The sequence below is a fragment of the Cedecea selenatireducens genome, assembly GCF_042138895.1.
In the GTDB taxonomy this organism is placed as follows: Bacteria; Pseudomonadota; Gammaproteobacteria; order Enterobacterales; family Enterobacteriaceae; genus Cedecea; species Cedecea selenatireducens.
Genome location: NZ_JBHIKW010000005.1, coordinates 159,519 through 175,172, shown reverse-complemented (window position 1 = coordinate 175,172; position 15,654 = coordinate 159,519). Strand labels below are relative to the sequence as shown.

Sequence of the window (15,654 nt, the reverse complement as noted above, 5' to 3'; positions counted from 1 at the left end):
CGGTCGTTTGCACTCTCGCTTATCACCGCTAAATACGCTTTATTTTTCATTCAGGCCTCTCCCTTTAATCGTTCCCGACCACAGGATAAGCTCATGAAAATATTGTTTTTAAAAATCTTCACGCTGAATTTCAACCCACAATTTTACCTATCAGAGCAATCAAACACGCCGCAAATCGGTTTGTTATAACCAGCTTGCTGCCGCGCATAAGCCCGCAGCACAAAATTTTGCGACATCTGTCTCTTTGCATCATCCGATAAAAATACAGGGTTAAACGATGAACACGTTAAAAACGCTAAAACTGACGCTGTGTATTACCGCCCTCGCCTGTACCGGGCTGGCGCAGGCCGCCACCGTGACCATGAACACCGTGGACGCCAACGGCACCTCAACGCCAGCGGGCACAATTGAATATCACGCCACCCAATATGGCGTGGTCTTTACGCCAAACCTGAAAGGCCTGCCACCGGGGATTCACGGCTTCCACGTGCACACTAATCCGAACTGCGGCCCCGGCATGCAGGACGGCAAAATGGTGGCAGGCCTGGCGGCGGGCGGCCACTTAGATCCGGCCCACACCGGCAAACACGAAGGCCCGTGGGGCAACGGCCACCTCGGCGACCTGCCTGCGCTGTATGTAGACAGCGACGGCACCGCAACCTACCCGGTGCTGGCTCCTCGCCTGCGAATGTCTGACCTCAAAGGCCACTCGCTGATGATCCACGCCGGCGGCGATAACCACTCTGACCACCCGGCAATGCTCGGCGGCGGCGGAGCGCGTATGGTGTGCGGAGTGACGTCATGAGCAAGCGCGTCTTAACGGCCGTGTGTTTCACGCTGATGACAGGCGGGCTTCCGGCCCTGGCGAACGCCGCAGAGACTTCTATCGATGCGCCAAAAGGCGAGCATCTGCAAACCGAACTTTATGCCCGCGGCGTGCAGATCTATCGCTGCGCGGCGACAGACGCCGGGGCCAAAACCGGGAGCTGGGTATTCCAGTCCCCGGAAGCGGACCTGTTCAGCGACAAAGGCCTGAAGCACCTCGTCGGCAAACACTTCGACGGCCCGCACTGGCAGGCCACGGACGGCAGCGTGGTCGCCGGAGCGCTGAGCGCCACTCGCCCGGCGAAAGATAAAGGCTCTATTCCGTGGCTGCTGCTGACCGGCACCTCAGAGGCCCAGCCAGGCCTGTTCGCCAACGTGAGCAGCATCCAGCGCGTAGACACTCGCGGCGGCGTAACCGGCCCGACAAACTGCGACCCGGCGACGTTTGGCGCCACGCTGAAAGTGCCTTATACGGCGACCTATCGGTTTTATACGAAGTAGTAGCTTGCAAAGTCCTGCCCGGGAGGCCGGGGCTTCTGTTTAATGGACGTGACTTTATGAGTCACACCAGAACCCATCTCTGCCAGCCCATCAAAAAACCTTATCCTCTATAAAGGATAAATTGCATTTAACCCCCACAGAGGATAATCTTATTTTAACCCCTACAGGGGATTTTATTAAAATATCCGCTAAAGGGGATAATGATGAAAGTAACGTCACCGACCTCACTGGCTTACGCAGTCAAAGACCAACGAAAAATCAATAAACTGACTCAAACCAAAACCGCGGAGATGATTGGAATCAAGCAAACAACTGTCTCTGATTTCGAGAACAGACCAGAGTCCACCAAGCTGGAGACATTATTTAAAATCCTCTCAGCACTGGATCTTGAACTGCATGTGGTGAAAAAAGACACAAACATGGATGAGAGAGCAGCCGGGTACTGGAAAAAGGAGTGGTAAGAGATGAGAACACAAACTCTGACCGTTGCCATGAACGGCGATGTGGTGGGCACATTGTACCGGGACGGCAGCGGCGCGATGTCATTTCAGTACGTACCCGAGTGGCTGTCTGAACCCGGTGCACGCGCCATCTCGTTGTCACTACCCCTCCAGCAGAGCCGCATAAGAGGAAAAGAAGTTTTCAATTTCTTCAGCAACCTTTTACCCGACTCCGAGGCGATTATTGCCCGGATGCAGGCCCGCTTCCATGTAGAAACAGCACACCCTTTCGATCTGTTAGCAAGTGTCGGGCGTGACTGCGTGGGTGCCATACAGCTTTACCCTTCTGGAAGTGACATCCCCTCCGTAATGGAAACGCTGGCAGAGCCGTTGGATGACTCTCAGATAGAAACCCTACTGGATAGTTACCAGATGGCTCCGTTGGGAATGGAAGAAGGCGCTGATTTTCGTATTTCATTAGCCGGAGCCCAGGAAAAAACAGCCCTACTCTGGTACCAGGCACGCTGGCAAAGGCCGCAGGGTAGCACCCCGACCAGCCACATTTTCAAACTCCCGATTGGCAGAATAGAGCAGAACAACATTGACCTGAGTGAAAGCTGCGAAAACGAGTGGCTGTGTTTGCGTATTGCCAGAGCGTTTGGATTCCCGGTTGCAAATGCAGAACTTGCCGTATTTGGTCAAAAGAAAGTGCTGGTAGTCGAACGTTTTGACCGAAGATGGTCTCGCGATGGTTGGCTGCTGCGGCTGCCCCAGGAGGACTTTTGCCAGGCATTGGGCGTTGCCCCGGCCCTGAAATATGAGTCACACGGCGGACCGGGCATCGCGGATGCAATGAAATTATTGTTAGGCTCTCGTGTTGCAATGCAGGATCGTGAAATATTCTTTAAAACACAGATCCTCTTCTGGATGCTGGCCGCTATCGACGGTCACGGGAAGAATTTTAGCTTGTTCATCGAGCCAGAGTCATCATTTCGTATGACCCCCTTGTACGATGTTATGTCTGCCTTCCCGATCTTTGAAACGGGCGGGATCCCTCTCCAAAAAGCGAAGATGGCAATGGCATTACAAGGGAAGAATCGGCAGTACCATTTCTCGATGATCCAACCCCGGCATTTCATCAGCACTGCCGATCATGTCGGATTTTCTCCGAAAACGGCGTTCGACCTTATGCAGGAAATGGCCGCTCGTACAGAGGAAGTTATCGCCACAGTTACAGCAGAACTGCCAGCCGACTTTCCCCAACAAATCAGCGATGCTATTTTCAATGGACTATCCCACCAGGCGGCGCGGATTATCAGAGGATAATATTTTAGACTGGCAGCCTTGCATCAGGTGGCTAACGCACTCCGTTAGCCGTGAAGCCGATAACCGGCATAATTGCGACAAGCAACAGCAGCACGCCGGTTAAGGTGTAGTGGAGCCGCTTAATAGCCGTATTTTTTGCATAATCTATTCCCTGTTTAATCCAGAACTGGTCGTGTGGGTCGTCTCCATACGGGAATGGACCATACCATGCTCCCCATTACGGTTGCGATGTTCCGGCACGCTTATATCATCAGAGATAATGTCTTCTTAGTTATTCAACTCCATAAATTAACCCTCTTACTTAAACACCCAATAATAAATAAAATCATCCACACGACATTTAAATAGATTTAAATTTTGTGACCGAAAAACATTCTAAGACATAAAAAACCAGATAACATAAAAACATTAATCATTTAGCATCAATTAGTTAGCCATGTAAAAAGAAACGATAATTTAAGAACCCAAGACTTTCTTGCCGATTTGACTCTCATAACTATAAAGCTACGTTCTTCGTAGTATCCAGCTAATTTTATTTATTTTAAGTTAGATCACGCACTAAGAAATAACCGTTAGATAAATAAGTGGAGGGAGTTATGAATGAGAATTGGCATTCAGCAGATATTATTGCGGGTTTACGTAAAAAAGGAACGTCACCGGCAGCCGTTTCGCGAGCAGCCGGGCTGGCTTCTTCAACATTAGCGAACGCGCTTACACGCCCCTGGCCTAAAGGCGAGTTTTTAATTGCCGGTGCGCCTGGTGTGCATCCGCGTGAAATCTGGCCGGAAAGATTCGCCACCCAGGGCGATAGCCGCCAGCCACGAGAAGCTTTGGCACAAACATGCGGCCCCGGCGTTAAAGATGGGGCGACAGAAAGTCATTAAAGATTCACCCTTTACGGCTGGTTTACCTTGATCAGCCATATCCATTCATCGTTTATAAGATCGCGAAGGAATGCCGTTTATGAAATCTACATTACTACGAACAATCGCTACATCAGGAATAACAAAAACACCAAACCCCAAAAGCGCCAGCCGCCATTTACGAGCTGCCGGGAAAATTATCCTCAGCCTGGTAATCATCAGCTCTATTCCGGCCAGCTACGCCGCTGAACAAACTGCGGCCAAAGAAAGTGAATTGGTGGTGCTCACCCCCGGAAAAGTCGGAACCCCAAATAAAATCTACCCATCCGCAAAGGCACCTGAACTTACCGTTGCCACCTACAACATAGCGGCGGTACGAGTTGGCGCAATCGACGCCGTAGCCAGGGCGATTAAAGCTTTAAATGCCGACATCATCGCCCTGAGCGAAGTGGATAAAAACACTCGACGCAGCGGCGGCGTTAACCAGCTTGAACAGTTAAAAAAGCTGACAGGCATGTACGGCGTATTTGGCAAAACAATTGATTTTGAAGGTGGGGAATATGGCATAGCCGTGCTTTCACGTTACCCAATCACCCGCCACGAAGCGTTCCCGCTACCATCACCAAAAGTAGAACAGCGCATAATGCTGGCGACCGAAGTTCAAAAACCCGGTTTCAGCAGCCCGATAGTATTCATCGCCAGCCACCTCGACTGGCAGGAAGACCCGGCCATACGCATGCAGCAGATGTACGCTATCAACGACTTTGCAGCCGGGAATATCACTTCCAGCTTCCCCAACATTGAAACGTCCATAAAAATACTGGCAGGCGATTTCAACGACGTTTCCGGCAGCCCGGTAATGCAGGGGTTCCAGCGCTACTGGCAAAGCCAGATGCCGTCTGAGTTTGATGCCAGGACCTGGCCTGCCATAAACCCGGCCGCAGCCATCGACCACATCCTGACATTTAAGGGCCAACGCTGGGAAACTACCGAGATCCTTCTGCCTACAGGCAAGCAGCAGCAATTAAAAGGCATCAACTGGCCTGCGGTAAGCGATCATTTGCCTTTGGTTATGCGTTTGAAATTGCTGGAGCAGTGATTTTTTTCTGATGTTTGCGTTCACCAAAGGGGCTTAGCGCCCCTTTCGTCTTTGGGCAGAGGAACTCTATGGCATGGCGGTGAAAGATTGAGTGCATGGAGAGCCTGAGGTATATCCCTTTGGGATATGGCCTGAGCGATATGTTGGGGAGAATGGGGAGCAGGTCAAATTACATTGGAGCAGGCCGCTTATGTTCGCTTGTTCTTTTTGGTAGAGTGCGAAGGCCGGACTCGCTAAAAAATATAATTTATTGATTTTTAATGCATTTCATAAATTAAATATTGTATTGACCACCATTTTGACCCCCTAGATTTTTTATACAACGCTATTTTGGGCTATCTTTACGGCAGATATGAGGGGGAATATCCCCCCCTTTAATCAAATGAGATTAATAAATCTGACAGCCATTAATAACGATGAACGAACATTGACAAAATTTGTAATTGGACATTTATTGCAGACGTGAGGTCAATCTGCTCTCGCTAAGATTTTACCACATACACAAAACTGATAATCTCTTAATCATAACAAGATTGTTATAATTCATACTGAATCCATTTATCGTTCATAGCAGAAATCGAACACCTCGCTAAAACTGGCTTCCTCCTTCAGTAATCGTGCTTCTAGATCGTCAAGTTTATCAACTTTAGGCAGAGCATTTGTAGGTGAAATCGCGACGTGAAACTCCGCATTGTACTGACGACCTATTCTCGTAAACTCGTTACCCAGCAACTCTAGTATATAATCGCGCAAAATCAGCTGGTTTCTCCGAAACCGAATCAGACGATGACAAACGAAAAAGTCTGAACGTTTTGACGAATCATACTTTCTACCATTCCAACCAGTTTCACGGGTAGCACGGTACAATGCTCGCTCTTGCGTATCCCTCCAAACACAAAAATCAAAGTCGTTCTTTGGGTTTGGATTTTCATGTGTCGCCTTAGGAAAGAATCCAGTGCCGTCATATTGGTGTCCATCCAAGACCGCTAAAGTCCGATTCTGTTCAGACAGCATCCGTTTAATTGATCTTGGCATACTAAAGTGCATCAATTTAGTTCTATCCAAGATACGTAATTCTCTGGGATATTCCCTGTCCTCACTATTCCAGTTCTTTTCACATCTTTGTGGCACTAACTGAAAATATATATTTAAAAAACTGAAAACGCCGATTCCACTGAAAGACGCGATGCAGATATTTTCCTCTTCAGGAAAATCATGAAGAAAGTAGTATGCCGTACCGAACGAAACCAATGACCGAGCTATTTCCTCAACTAACTCACGCATTTTTTTATCAATGTTGTGAGATCTATGTCTTGTCTTAATATACCTAAATAATTTTTTTGTAAGCTCATCATCATTAGACTCGATACTAAAAAGATTGCCACTTTGTCTGGAGCTAGAACAAAAAATTCTCGCAAAATCCTGATCAAACATGCTTCGGTTAAACGTAGGCCGCTCACTCTTGAGTTTGATAAAAAGCCTATCAATGAAACTGAGATTAACATCAGCAAAGTAATAGCGATCAAATGGGAGAGTCTTGACAATTTTCATTCTGAACCCTCGTCACATTCCTCATCTAAAAACCTGGCGAGAGAAATGATATGATAATCAATCTCAAAGTCAGTTGGAGAAAAAAGTTGGGGAAGAGCCTCAATGGCGAAGAACAGGTGAGACGCATCTGAATCGGAATAAAGAAACGCTCTAACAATTTTGTTCTTATGAGATTTTCCTCCACTCATCCCCATTTGATCACTGAATCCGTCGTGTCTTGCTCGATGCTCAAATGCCATTTTCCACTTTAACCTAATCATATTTCTGGGCGAAACACTCAAACTGAAACTATATGAGTTTGACAGGCGTACCATTCTCGTCAGGTACTGTTGTTTGTTTGCCGTTTTATCAATAAGTAGTTTAAATTTATCAAGTGCGGCTTCAGACAATTTCATATTGTCAAAATAATTACTGTAAAGGATAGCGAAGCCGAGGACTGACGCCAAGTCGTTGATCACCGATGAAATGAGATGTAGGCGAAACTCGTCATTCACATTGAGTGCTGGATCAACAAATTTGGAGTCTATCGCCAGCAATGCCAAAGACATAAACATTGGGAAAACTTTACTGAATTTTTTTTCATCATTCTGTTCAAGGTATTGAATACAGGCCTCAGCCAGTTCGAAGTATATCTGTCCAAAATGGTCCGGCAATTCATCGTTATGTTCGCCCTCAAAAATATGCCCAACAATGTCTGCTCTACCAAGCATCGCGATAGCTTCATCTCGCCCATATGTAAGACGAGCGATCATATCGGCTATATTGATATTCGGTAACTCGTAGTGCTTTTCGGGGTAGTGATTATACTCCCCACATCTTTCTAAGAGTTGAGCAATTTCATCAAACCAGTTAGGCAACTTCCAATAGTTATGCAAATTTGCGAGAATCACTTGAGTTGCAGCTTCTGACATATTCATTTTTGTCAATGAGCTAATAAAACCCGGCACCATATCTCCGTAAAAATCAGATATGATTGGCAAGATCTTTGCATATTGCTGCAACAACTTTTGAACGGCTAATTGTTGAACATATTTTGGTTTAGATAATCTCTGTCCCTCAATCTCCTGTTCAAAGTTAATGCGCTCAATAATAAAAGCTAATTCAACCTGCAAGAAAGGAGGTAACGTCTGCAGGGATTTTTCCGTCCAAATGTCGTTATTAAAGAATTGTCTCAGTTCCTTCTCAAACGTTATCATACGCCGCAACGTTTCAAGGCAAAGATTGCTACCTAATGCGGCCCACGAATCTGCAATTCCTATCCGCAGAGTGACTTCCTCATTCCCTGGAATGATATCTGACGAAACAAAGGCTTCTTCAATGAGTTCCTTCATACGCTGAAGCTCTCGCATCCCAATGTCGAACTGGAACTGCTCAGCATAAGTTGATATTCGCGATGAGAATCGGCTAATAAGTTTCAATCCTAGTTTGAAATCACCCATCTCAAACGCAAGCTCAATGTGACCAGCCAACCTTTCAATAATTACATTTTCTAGCCATTGATGGTTTGCTTCTTCTTCGATAGATAATTGGCTATTTGTTTGCAGAGCAGTTGTAGTCGCTATATCCCCTGCCAAGAACCATTGGTTGTGCTTTTGTCGCCTAGGAAACCAGTAGCTCTGATGGTCGATTCTGTGTTTTTGATGAATGTAGTGTAGAAGCAACACCATATAATCATCACTCAATGCAGGTAAATTATCGCCAAGCCCTACTTTTTCACCTTTCATACGGTCATCAATATAGCAGAGCTGCTCAAAAGCTGAGCGTGCGACTTTTGAATGATGGTTGGCCAGAGATATTGAATTATTGGGATTAGCTGCACCTTCAATATGGTGCGCAATCCTTGGGAGTATTTCGCTACGCGCCAACTGGTTAAGGTTAAAAAAATTGAATAACCTTTGACCTAATGGAAACAAGGCCAGAGAGCTTATAAGCGTTAAGAATGTCCCTATCGCAGTAATGAAGAGACCGGGTTCAAATCCAACCAACTGGAGAGTAGTTGCACCAAGACAAAAAACAGCTGAGAGCACCAAAACCCGCGAATAAATACTACCAACCTGCTCGGTAGTGAGTAATTGTATTATATCCCGTCTGAGCCTAGTATAGCCAGTACTCAATATGATGCCAATAGTCGCGAAATATATTGAAAATATCGCAGTAAGCAGTTGTGCATATAATCTTAGTTGATCAATATAAAATTTTTTGTCGTCTGCACTAAGCGGCTTGAGTAAAACAGTTTTACTACGAAGATAATCCTCAACGAAACCTAGAATATATAGCGTCAATACAACCCAAAATAGACTATTTAAGCCAATCCACGTGAAAGACCCAAGAATTCGAACGTTAGCCTTCGCCTTAGAAACATATGTGCGGCGTTTGTACGTACTGTTCTCAAAGAGAAAACTAATTTTTGCAATTCTAGCCCTGAATCGCCAAAACCATGATTGAGAAATCAGCCAGACCCTTATTATATCAATCAAGAAATACCTGCCTTATCGTCAATCCATACAACATAGAACCTCTCCCAGTAGGTATTATTGGTGCAGCCAGTTTGTCACGAACAGCGTGCAAAATCTGGAACAAAATACATAAGGATTTTGAACACAATGCAAGTTCGAAATGGCAATTGAGATGGTTTCTAAGTCTGCCAGACATAATCAAACCAACACCTTCAACCCATGCTTCTGCACCACGGTAAGCAGTTTCAGCGATAACCCACTGGGGCGCTTTACACCACTTTCCCATTTCTGCACCGTTGACACACTGGTATTCAGATAACTGGCAAAAACCGGTTGGCTGACGTTCAGCTTCTCGCGCAATGCCTTAATCTCAACAGGTTGCAGATCGTCCACGTTATTAAGGCACTCTTTATCAAAGTTGCGCATCGTTTCCTGTGGGATAGCATCGACGCTGAATAAACCAGAAGCCGCGCTGTGGATGGCCTCAAATGCAGGACTCTTGAATTTACTTTTTGCAGTCATGGCAAATCTCCACCAGTTCTTTACTCTTAATCAGTGCCGTAATCTTTTCATCAGCAAGGGCAGCGTAGTGCTTTGCTAACTCGCGGAATCCGGCCAGTTCGCGATTATCAATGTTTGCCATATCCTGCTTGGCATAAAGGAACGTGTAAAACCAGTGCTCTCCACCTTTCGCCAGGATAATGGCGCGATCGCGATTCTGGTTCAGCCGCTTCTTGTAAACTCCCCCGCCGAGGTCGTCAGCCTTACCTTGCATCGCCGCCTCAATAGCCTGGCATAATTCACTATCTTTGATGGCGTGAGATTTAGCCGCCTTGCTGAACCATTTTGTTTTGAATACACGCATCAGGCTGACATCCTGTAACCTTAACTATAGCACCTGGTGCTAGGTTACTCCCTTTTTTCACTGATGCAAAGCACTTGAAGCCAACATGATTTTGCCGTATTTTTAACCACGCATACCCGCTGTCAACGACAGCCAGCCAATGTTTCCAGTATCAGGATGATACGAGTGACCTGTGAGAAACGCCTTCGGGTGGTCACGAGCCAAAGTCATATGGAATGGAGTGTGGTCTGAGACTGACGCTTTCGGGCGACCACAAAGAAAGTTGTCGTAACCTGAAAGACAACGCTGGACGCGGTAAACCTGCCCACCTTTGAAAGCAGGTATCGTCGACAAAAACGCGCCTATGACGTGACGATAAAGGTTCCTTAAACTTAAGAGACGGCTAATAACGAGCGTTTCCTCGCCGATCGGCATTATTTGTAAAGAATGCTGTGTTCGGTCTTCTCCTCAGTGAATGAGTTGCTGCAAGCAAGGCTACAGCTTTTGCCTGCGATGACAGCAGTATCATCACCCGCTTAACGACAGGTACATCCCGTACTGACGGGTTTTCTGTACCTCTTTTCTGGCACGTATTAAACGCTGCTGGCTGCGCCTTGCTATGCCGTCAGGCATCTGCATGCGCCTGCCCTGCTGCGCGCTAATACGTGGCGTCACTTTTTGCGTGTTAACGCATGAAAGTGACGCCACAGCACGAACCAACCTCAGCCTTTGAGGCAGGCAACTTCACTCAACGAGCCATGAATCTGACACACAAGTTCGGGAGCCGAACTGACCATTTTTTACAGGAGATTTGAACCGATACCGAGGCAGGCCAACGGCCTGAGGGGATACCTGCATCGCAGGAGGCTGCACAGAGTGCATTACCGACACCCCACAATACCTCAACTGCTGCCCACTCTGGCGCACAGGTATCGTTCAGGGTAGGTCAATATCGATTGTTTCTGCCATTTAGCCCATGCGCCAGAGAAATGCAGCTCGTTGAAATTGAGAGAAGTTCGCTATGAGTAAATTAAGCCGTGAAATGAAGATGCTGGCGAAACAGGTCGGCGGCAGCTTTAAAACCGTTCATGATCGTACCTGTATTATTGACCGATTTTGTCGGCACCTGATCGCACTCAATATCCAGGTTCGGGATGTTCAGCATCTGAAAACTAAATATATCGAAAGCTATATTGCCGATCGCCAGGCAACAGGTATCGCTGTTCGTACTCTGCATAACGACATGTCGGCGTTGCGCACGGTGTTTCGTCTGGCCGGCAGGGAAAAACTCGTTACATCAACACGGTTAACAAATAAAGCATTGGGATTAAGCGGGGCAAGTCGTGCAGGGACGAAATTTGCCATCCCGGATGAGCGATTTCAGGCCGTATTGTGCAGCGCACAGCGGCATGACCAGGGACTTACCTGCGCCCTTCAACTTTCCCGGTTGCTGGGACTACGTTCACAGGAAGCCGTGCAATGTGCCAGTTCGCTAAAAACATGGGAAAAACAGCTTGAACGCAATCAATCAACGCTCACCATTGTTTTTGGCACGAAAGGCGGCAGACCGCGTGAAACGCGGATCATCGACCGTCATGCTGTTCAGCAGGCGGTAAAAGAGGCTCTGCTGGTTGCTAAAACACGTAATGGCAAACTAATCGACAAGCCCGATTTAAAAACTGCCATGAACTTCTGGCGTTCTCATACCACACGGTTAGGGCTAACCGGCCATTATTCCCCGCACAGCCTGCGCTACGCATGGGCGCAGGATGCTATTCGTTATTACCTGTCACAAGGATTTTCCCGCAATGAAGCCAGGGCGCTGACGTCAATGGATCTCGGTCACGGTGATGGTCGGGGCCGTTACGTTGAGCGCGTTTATACCAGGAAGGAGGACTGACGATGACAAATTTCAAGCTGTTGCGCTTATCAGAAGTAATAGAAAGAACCGGCTTCAGGAAATCATGGATTTATCTTCTGATTAGCCAGGGCAATTTTCCTCCAGCAGTCAAAATTGGTTCCCGCTCCGTGGCATGGCTGGAAAGCGAAGTGAATGACTGGATTGCTGAACGTATCAGCAAACGCGAGGGAATACAGCAAGCGGGGAAGCGAAACGATGAGTAAATCCGTAACCGATACCGAAGCAGAATTTAAAACCTCGCTTCCTCTGCGCAAAGGTTCTGACGGCTTTGACACCCAACAGGACTATCTGATTAAGGGATATTTGCCAGCCTCGTCCGTTGCCAGCGCTTATGGTGCCAGCGGCTCTTACAAATCCTTCCTGGCGGTATCATGGGGATGTCATATCGCCACTGGCAAGCCGTGGGCAGGTAAACCGGTCACGCAGGGAGCCGTTATTTATGTTGTTGGTGAAGGTGGGATCGGCGTCCCCCGCCGTATCCGGGCATGGGAACAGACACTTAACGGCGGCAGCCCGATTGATGCGCTTTATCGCATCGATTGCCCGGTCTTTCCTGCCAGCCCGGAGAGCGTACTACAGGTGATACAGGCCGCCAAAGATGTTAAGGCCGCAACCGGTATGCCGATCCGCCTGATCATTCTGGATACCCTCGCCCGCTGCTTCGGCGGTTCAGATGAGAACGCCGCTAAAGACATGGGTGCATTTATTCAGGGATGCGACTATATCAAAGCAGCCACACAGGCTACGGTGCTGATCATTCACCATTCCGGCAAAGATCAGGATAAAGGCGCGCGTGGCTCCAGCACATTTCGGGCCGCACTGGACGTGGAGTTTAACGTGCGCCGTGAAGGTGACGGTGGAGCGTTGATTCTCAGTTGCACCAAGATGAAAGATGCCGAAGAGCCGCCACGTCGCGCCTATGACCTGCATTCCGTCGATTTATACGTGGATGATGATGGCGATCGGATCACCTCGCTGGTGCTGAACGATGAAGGCCGTGAAGCCAGGGAAAATGATGTTACCAGTGATCCTGATTTGATCGGTATTTCGCGGCTGACGGAAAATCATTTTGCCCTATGGCAGGCCATTCGTTCACGCACAGCCAGCGGCGATAGCTGCACCCGCGCATTAGTCAGAGACGATATGAAAGCGATGGGATTTGATGTATCCAAAAAGTTTACCCGCTGGCTGGATAAACTGGAAAAGGATGGTCTGATCGCATTGGATGGCGAGCACATTACGCCATTGCCGCATCGCCACAAAATGGGGGATTAAGCGGGGGAAAGTGGGGGCGAACGGATATCTGGTCATCCTGTCCGGTATTTTCCCCCACTTCCCGTCTATCTATACAAGCAAAGTGGGGGAATGATTTAACCTACTCATAAACAATCATTTTTTGCATAACTATAAAAATTACATGGGGGAAAGCATGATCCATCCCCAAATGGGGGGAATGTGGGGGGATTATTTTCTAACTTTCTCCCCATTAAGAAACAAGTAAACATACACATCAACAACTAAGTATTACTTAGTATATTTTTAACAAGCGCAGATGAGAATCGTGACAGGATACGTTAGAAATCAGGATTCTTATGCTACCTCATCGCTTAAAAGCCGCCCGTTTGAAAGCTGGCCTGTCACAAGAACGGTTGGGGATTCTTGCCGGGATAGATGAAGCGACGGCCAGTGCTCGTATGAATCAATATGAGCGCGGTATACACACGCCGGACTTTGAACTGGCCTGCCGGTTAGCATCGGTTATGAATATTCCCGCCTGCTATTTTTATACGATAGAGGACGATCTGGCGGAAATAATACTGGAATATGCGAATACTCGTCAGTCCGGAATCTAACCGATATATAAACCCATACCGCATATCGTCATTTACCGATTTGTCATATCTCTGATAGCGCCCGCATAAAGCGCCTCAATATTGATATCCTCATCAATATCTTCCCAATGTATACCACCGCCATAGCTAAGGGTGAAATTATCTCTCTGTTTTGCCGTAGCGCGTTCAAGGCGAGGGAAGTTTTTGAGTGGGATATTTAGCCGTGCTTTTTCCTTAACCTGTACATGCAGGTATTCACTTGAAAAATAAACAGTTACTGTAGATTTATCCAGCAATAGATTGCTCATCCTTTTCATTCAATTTTTTCCTTATGCGTATTTTTCTGTCCAGTAGAACACCAGAATCATCAAAATAACGGCTGGGCCAGATTTCCGCAGGATGCATGTCCAGCGCCGTTGCCACAAGCCATTCCCCCTTCGGCCACGGACGAGAAAGCACATTGGCGAGTGTTGAAGAACTCAGTCCCGCAGAGCGCGATAGCGCGGCCAACGTAGTGCCTTTCTTACGTAAGGCGGCGATGATATCTGCCTGATGCCAGTCATGATGTGATGTCATACCTTTCTCCATTAAGATCTCAAGTAACCACACACCAAATACTAAGTATTGCTTAGTATATTTTCAAAACACACAGATGAGAATCGCGGCAAGTTACGCAAAAAATCAGGATTCTCATGTTACCTCATCGCTTAAAAGCTGCACGTTTAAAGGCTGGCCTGTCACAGGAACGACTGGGGATTCTTGCAGGAGTCGATGAAGCGACAGCGAGTGCCCGCATGAATCAATATGAGCGTGGTATACACACGCCGGACTTTGAGCTGGCCTGTCGGTTAGCATCGGTTATGAATATTCCCGCCTGCTATTTTTACGCGGTGGAAGACGATCTGGCGGAATTGATTCTTGATTATTCTAAGGAGAAGAAAAATTAGTCACATAAGAAGTATTAGCTCCAGCCCCCCACAAGAAGGGGCTGGAGCGGTGTAAAGGTAGATGCACAGGTAATTGATGGATGGTATCTGTAAAATTCTTTATTCTTTAAACCATTTAGGCATTTTTGATTGACTTACAAGAACACGTTTTAATGCGTCTTGGTTTTTATCATCTTTAATACAATTAATTTCTTCAAACCCCCACTTCCCATCACGGTTAGAGAAATATACTGTGTACTTGTCTGTATTAAATCCGAAATAACGCTCTGTGGGATCACTAATATTCAGAGAACCGCATGTCATAGAAGTATGCCATTCACTACTGGTAGCCCAATCGAGCACGACTACTACAAAATTCTCAGCCCAGCGAGGTACAGAAAACAACAGTAATGATGTTAACATGATGACTCCAAAAATAGTCATCAACTGATGCCCTTTTAATTTATTTGATACTAACAGAAAAATACCGTATGAAACTGGTTGTAAGAACATGAAAAAATAAATAGCAAAAAAAGCAATCTTCCATCCAAACTCAAGCAACGGAGAATCACTTATATCCATATTGCTCATTTGCATAAAATAGCTAGCCGCATATGTACTTGTAATGAAATACAATAAGGATACACCGCTGACAAACACAATTTTCAGCTTACTAAAAATAACACTATTTCCACGTTCAAGGTCATAAAAGGTAAAAACACCGCTAATAACGACAAATATAATAAATGCCAGAATAAACCATCTCGCAAACCATACAAGATCAATGTTTAGTAAGAAAAAAGATGATAAAAAGAACAACCAGGCTAGTAATGATAACCCTCCTGAAATCTTCTTGACAAGCTTGTCATTATTAAAATAAACAAAATAATATATTATTCTTCTAAATTCATCCTTTTTATAGAAACAAACAACCACCGTCAAAAAAAGAAACAACAAAATAAATGTTTTTTTAAAAATGAATTCGTGCTTAACAAGAAAAATATTAGTAATTAAAAACACTGATAAAATTATATAAAGAAAATACGTTTTTATCTTTTCGAATAGCATAG

The 15,654-nt window shown here is 46.3% G+C and carries 19 protein-coding genes; 11 read left to right on the top strand and 8 right to left on the bottom strand.

Going from position 1 to position 15,654, the window contains the following annotated elements:
- Positions 1-277 precede the first annotated feature (277 nt).
- The 6 genes from sodC (at position 278) to ACE38U_RS10460 (ending at position 5,054) form a co-directional block, all read left to right on the top strand.
- Positions 278-805 (top strand): superoxide dismutase family protein, encoded by a 528-nt coding sequence (gene sodC, locus ACE38U_RS10485; protein WP_218167033.1) that lies wholly within the window; start codon positions 278-280, stop codon positions 803-805.
- A complete protein-coding gene (locus tag ACE38U_RS10480; RefSeq protein WP_375529708.1) occupies positions 802-1,326 on the top strand; it encodes a DUF3455 domain-containing protein in 525 nt (174 codons plus the stop codon). The genes sodC and ACE38U_RS10480 overlap by 4 nt, the downstream gene beginning before the upstream one ends.
- A gap of 200 nt (positions 1,327-1,526) precedes the next feature.
- Complete coding sequence (locus tag ACE38U_RS10475) at positions 1,527-1,787, top strand: helix-turn-helix domain-containing protein (protein ID WP_370527350.1); 261 nt, start codon at positions 1,527-1,529, stop codon at positions 1,785-1,787.
- Between the two features lie 3 nt (positions 1,788-1,790).
- Entirely contained in the window at positions 1,791-3,092 is a 1,302-nt protein-coding gene (locus tag ACE38U_RS10470) for a type II toxin-antitoxin system HipA family toxin (RefSeq protein WP_375529707.1), read from the top strand.
- A gap of 596 nt (positions 3,093-3,688) precedes the next feature.
- A complete protein-coding gene (locus tag ACE38U_RS10465) occupies positions 3,689-3,976 on the top strand; it encodes a helix-turn-helix domain-containing protein (protein WP_375529706.1) in 288 nt (95 codons plus the stop codon).
- Between the two features lie 79 nt (positions 3,977-4,055).
- Positions 4,056-5,054, top strand: coding sequence for an endonuclease/exonuclease/phosphatase family protein (locus ACE38U_RS10460; protein WP_375529705.1), 999 nt, complete (start codon positions 4,056-4,058; stop codon positions 5,052-5,054).
- Positions 5,055-5,612: 558 nt separating this feature from the next.
- On the opposite strand, the gene ACE38U_RS10455 is transcribed toward ACE38U_RS10460, so the two are convergent.
- The 5 genes from ACE38U_RS10455 to ACE38U_RS10435 form a co-directional block, all read right to left on the bottom strand.
- Positions 5,613-6,605: a hypothetical protein gene (locus ACE38U_RS10455; RefSeq protein WP_375529704.1), complete on the bottom strand. Its 993-nt coding sequence runs from the start codon at positions 6,603-6,605 to the stop codon at positions 5,613-5,615.
- Positions 6,602-9,082 (bottom strand): hypothetical protein, encoded by a 2,481-nt coding sequence (locus ACE38U_RS10450; protein WP_375529703.1) that lies wholly within the window; start codon positions 9,080-9,082, stop codon positions 6,602-6,604. The genes ACE38U_RS10455 and ACE38U_RS10450 overlap by 4 nt, the downstream gene beginning before the upstream one ends.
- 177 nt (positions 9,083-9,259) lie before the next feature.
- On the bottom strand, positions 9,260-9,583 hold the full coding sequence (locus ACE38U_RS10445) for a helix-turn-helix domain-containing protein (RefSeq protein ID WP_375529702.1): 324 nt from the start codon (positions 9,581-9,583) through the stop codon (positions 9,260-9,262).
- The gene (locus ACE38U_RS10440) at positions 9,567-9,926 is read right to left on the bottom strand and encodes a type II toxin-antitoxin system RelE/ParE family toxin (protein WP_095104212.1); all 360 of its coding nucleotides are present in this window, start codon (positions 9,924-9,926) and stop codon (positions 9,567-9,569) included. The genes ACE38U_RS10445 and ACE38U_RS10440 overlap by 17 nt, the downstream gene beginning before the upstream one ends.
- A gap of 507 nt (positions 9,927-10,433) precedes the next feature.
- On the bottom strand, positions 10,434-10,613 hold the full coding sequence (locus tag ACE38U_RS10435; protein ID WP_375529701.1) for a hypothetical protein: 180 nt from the start codon (positions 10,611-10,613) through the stop codon (positions 10,434-10,436).
- A 313-nt stretch (positions 10,614-10,926) separates the two neighbouring features.
- On the opposite strand from ACE38U_RS10435, the gene ACE38U_RS10430 reads away from it, so the two are divergent.
- From ACE38U_RS10430 to ACE38U_RS10415, 4 genes are all read left to right on the top strand, one after another.
- Entirely contained in the window at positions 10,927-11,805 is an 879-nt protein-coding gene (locus ACE38U_RS10430) for an integrase domain-containing protein (RefSeq protein ID WP_375529700.1), read from the top strand.
- A gap of 2 nt (positions 11,806-11,807) precedes the next feature.
- A complete protein-coding gene (locus ACE38U_RS10425) occupies positions 11,808-12,029 on the top strand; it encodes a helix-turn-helix transcriptional regulator (RefSeq protein ID WP_375529699.1) in 222 nt (73 codons plus the stop codon).
- Positions 12,022-13,101 carry a helicase RepA family protein gene (locus ACE38U_RS10420; protein WP_375529698.1) on the top strand — a complete coding sequence of 360 codons (1,080 nt, stop codon included), beginning with the start codon at positions 12,022-12,024 and terminating at the stop codon, positions 13,099-13,101. Before ACE38U_RS10425 ends, ACE38U_RS10420 begins: the two co-directional genes overlap by 8 nt.
- A 317-nt stretch (positions 13,102-13,418) precedes the next feature.
- The gene (locus tag ACE38U_RS10415; RefSeq protein WP_375529697.1) at positions 13,419-13,679 is read left to right on the top strand and encodes a helix-turn-helix transcriptional regulator; all 261 of its coding nucleotides are present in this window, start codon (positions 13,419-13,421) and stop codon (positions 13,677-13,679) included.
- Between the two features lie 32 nt (positions 13,680-13,711).
- Here the strand turns inward: ACE38U_RS10415 and ACE38U_RS10410 are convergent, their stop codons facing one another.
- Together ACE38U_RS10410 and ACE38U_RS10405 are read right to left on the bottom strand one after the other, a co-directional pair.
- Positions 13,712-13,966 (bottom strand): DUF2442 domain-containing protein, encoded by a 255-nt coding sequence (locus tag ACE38U_RS10410; protein ID WP_375529696.1) that lies wholly within the window; start codon positions 13,964-13,966, stop codon positions 13,712-13,714.
- Complete coding sequence (locus ACE38U_RS10405; protein ID WP_375529695.1) at positions 13,944-14,234, bottom strand: helix-turn-helix domain-containing protein; 291 nt, start codon at positions 14,232-14,234, stop codon at positions 13,944-13,946. Before ACE38U_RS10405 ends, ACE38U_RS10410 begins: the two co-directional genes overlap by 23 nt.
- Before the next feature lie 116 nt (positions 14,235-14,350).
- Between ACE38U_RS10405 and ACE38U_RS10400 the strand changes: the two genes are divergently transcribed.
- Positions 14,351-14,605 (top strand): helix-turn-helix transcriptional regulator, encoded by a 255-nt coding sequence (locus ACE38U_RS10400; protein WP_375529694.1) that lies wholly within the window; start codon positions 14,351-14,353, stop codon positions 14,603-14,605.
- Positions 14,606-14,704: 99 nt separating this feature from the next.
- On the opposite strand, the gene ACE38U_RS10395 is transcribed toward ACE38U_RS10400, so the two are convergent.
- Positions 14,705-15,652 (bottom strand): hypothetical protein, encoded by a 948-nt coding sequence (locus tag ACE38U_RS10395; RefSeq protein ID WP_375529693.1) that lies wholly within the window; start codon positions 15,650-15,652, stop codon positions 14,705-14,707.
- Positions 15,653-15,654 lie beyond the last annotated feature (2 nt).

Excerpts from the sequence above, each read along its gene's own strand:
- sodC (WP_218167033.1), top strand. The coding sequence starts at position 278 with ATGAACACGTTAAAAACGCTAAAACTGACGCTGTGTATTACCGCCCTC.
- ACE38U_RS10480 (WP_375529708.1), top strand. The coding sequence starts at position 802 with ATGAGCAAGCGCGTCTTAACGGCCGTGTGTTTCACGCTGATGACAGGC.
- ACE38U_RS10475 (WP_370527350.1), top strand. The coding sequence starts at position 1,527 with ATGATGAAAGTAACGTCACCGACCTCACTGGCTTACGCAGTCAAAGAC.
- ACE38U_RS10470 (WP_375529707.1), top strand. The coding sequence starts at position 1,791 with ATGAGAACACAAACTCTGACCGTTGCCATGAACGGCGATGTGGTGGGC.
- ACE38U_RS10465 (WP_375529706.1), top strand. The coding sequence starts at position 3,689 with ATGAATGAGAATTGGCATTCAGCAGATATTATTGCGGGTTTACGTAAA.
- ACE38U_RS10460 (WP_375529705.1), top strand. The coding sequence starts at position 4,056 with ATGAAATCTACATTACTACGAACAATCGCTACATCAGGAATAACAAAA.
- ACE38U_RS10455 (WP_375529704.1), bottom strand. The coding sequence starts at position 6,605 with ATGAAAATTGTCAAGACTCTCCCATTTGATCGCTATTACTTTGCTGAT.
- ACE38U_RS10445 (WP_375529702.1), bottom strand. The coding sequence starts at position 9,583 with ATGACTGCAAAAAGTAAATTCAAGAGTCCTGCATTTGAGGCCATCCAC.
- ACE38U_RS10440 (WP_095104212.1), bottom strand. The coding sequence starts at position 9,926 with ATGCGTGTATTCAAAACAAAATGGTTCAGCAAGGCGGCTAAATCTCAC.
- ACE38U_RS10430 (WP_375529700.1), top strand. The coding sequence starts at position 10,927 with ATGAGTAAATTAAGCCGTGAAATGAAGATGCTGGCGAAACAGGTCGGC.
- ACE38U_RS10425 (WP_375529699.1), top strand. The coding sequence starts at position 11,808 with ATGACAAATTTCAAGCTGTTGCGCTTATCAGAAGTAATAGAAAGAACC.
- ACE38U_RS10420 (WP_375529698.1), top strand. The coding sequence starts at position 12,022 with ATGAGTAAATCCGTAACCGATACCGAAGCAGAATTTAAAACCTCGCTT.
- ACE38U_RS10415 (WP_375529697.1), top strand. The coding sequence starts at position 13,419 with ATGCTACCTCATCGCTTAAAAGCCGCCCGTTTGAAAGCTGGCCTGTCA.
- ACE38U_RS10410 (WP_375529696.1), bottom strand. The coding sequence starts at position 13,966 with ATGAGCAATCTATTGCTGGATAAATCTACAGTAACTGTTTATTTTTCA.
- ACE38U_RS10405 (WP_375529695.1), bottom strand. The coding sequence starts at position 14,234 with ATGACATCACATCATGACTGGCATCAGGCAGATATCATCGCCGCCTTA.
- ACE38U_RS10400 (WP_375529694.1), top strand. The coding sequence starts at position 14,351 with ATGTTACCTCATCGCTTAAAAGCTGCACGTTTAAAGGCTGGCCTGTCA.
- ACE38U_RS10395 (WP_375529693.1), bottom strand. The coding sequence starts at position 15,652 with ATGCTATTCGAAAAGATAAAAACGTATTTTCTTTATATAATTTTATCA.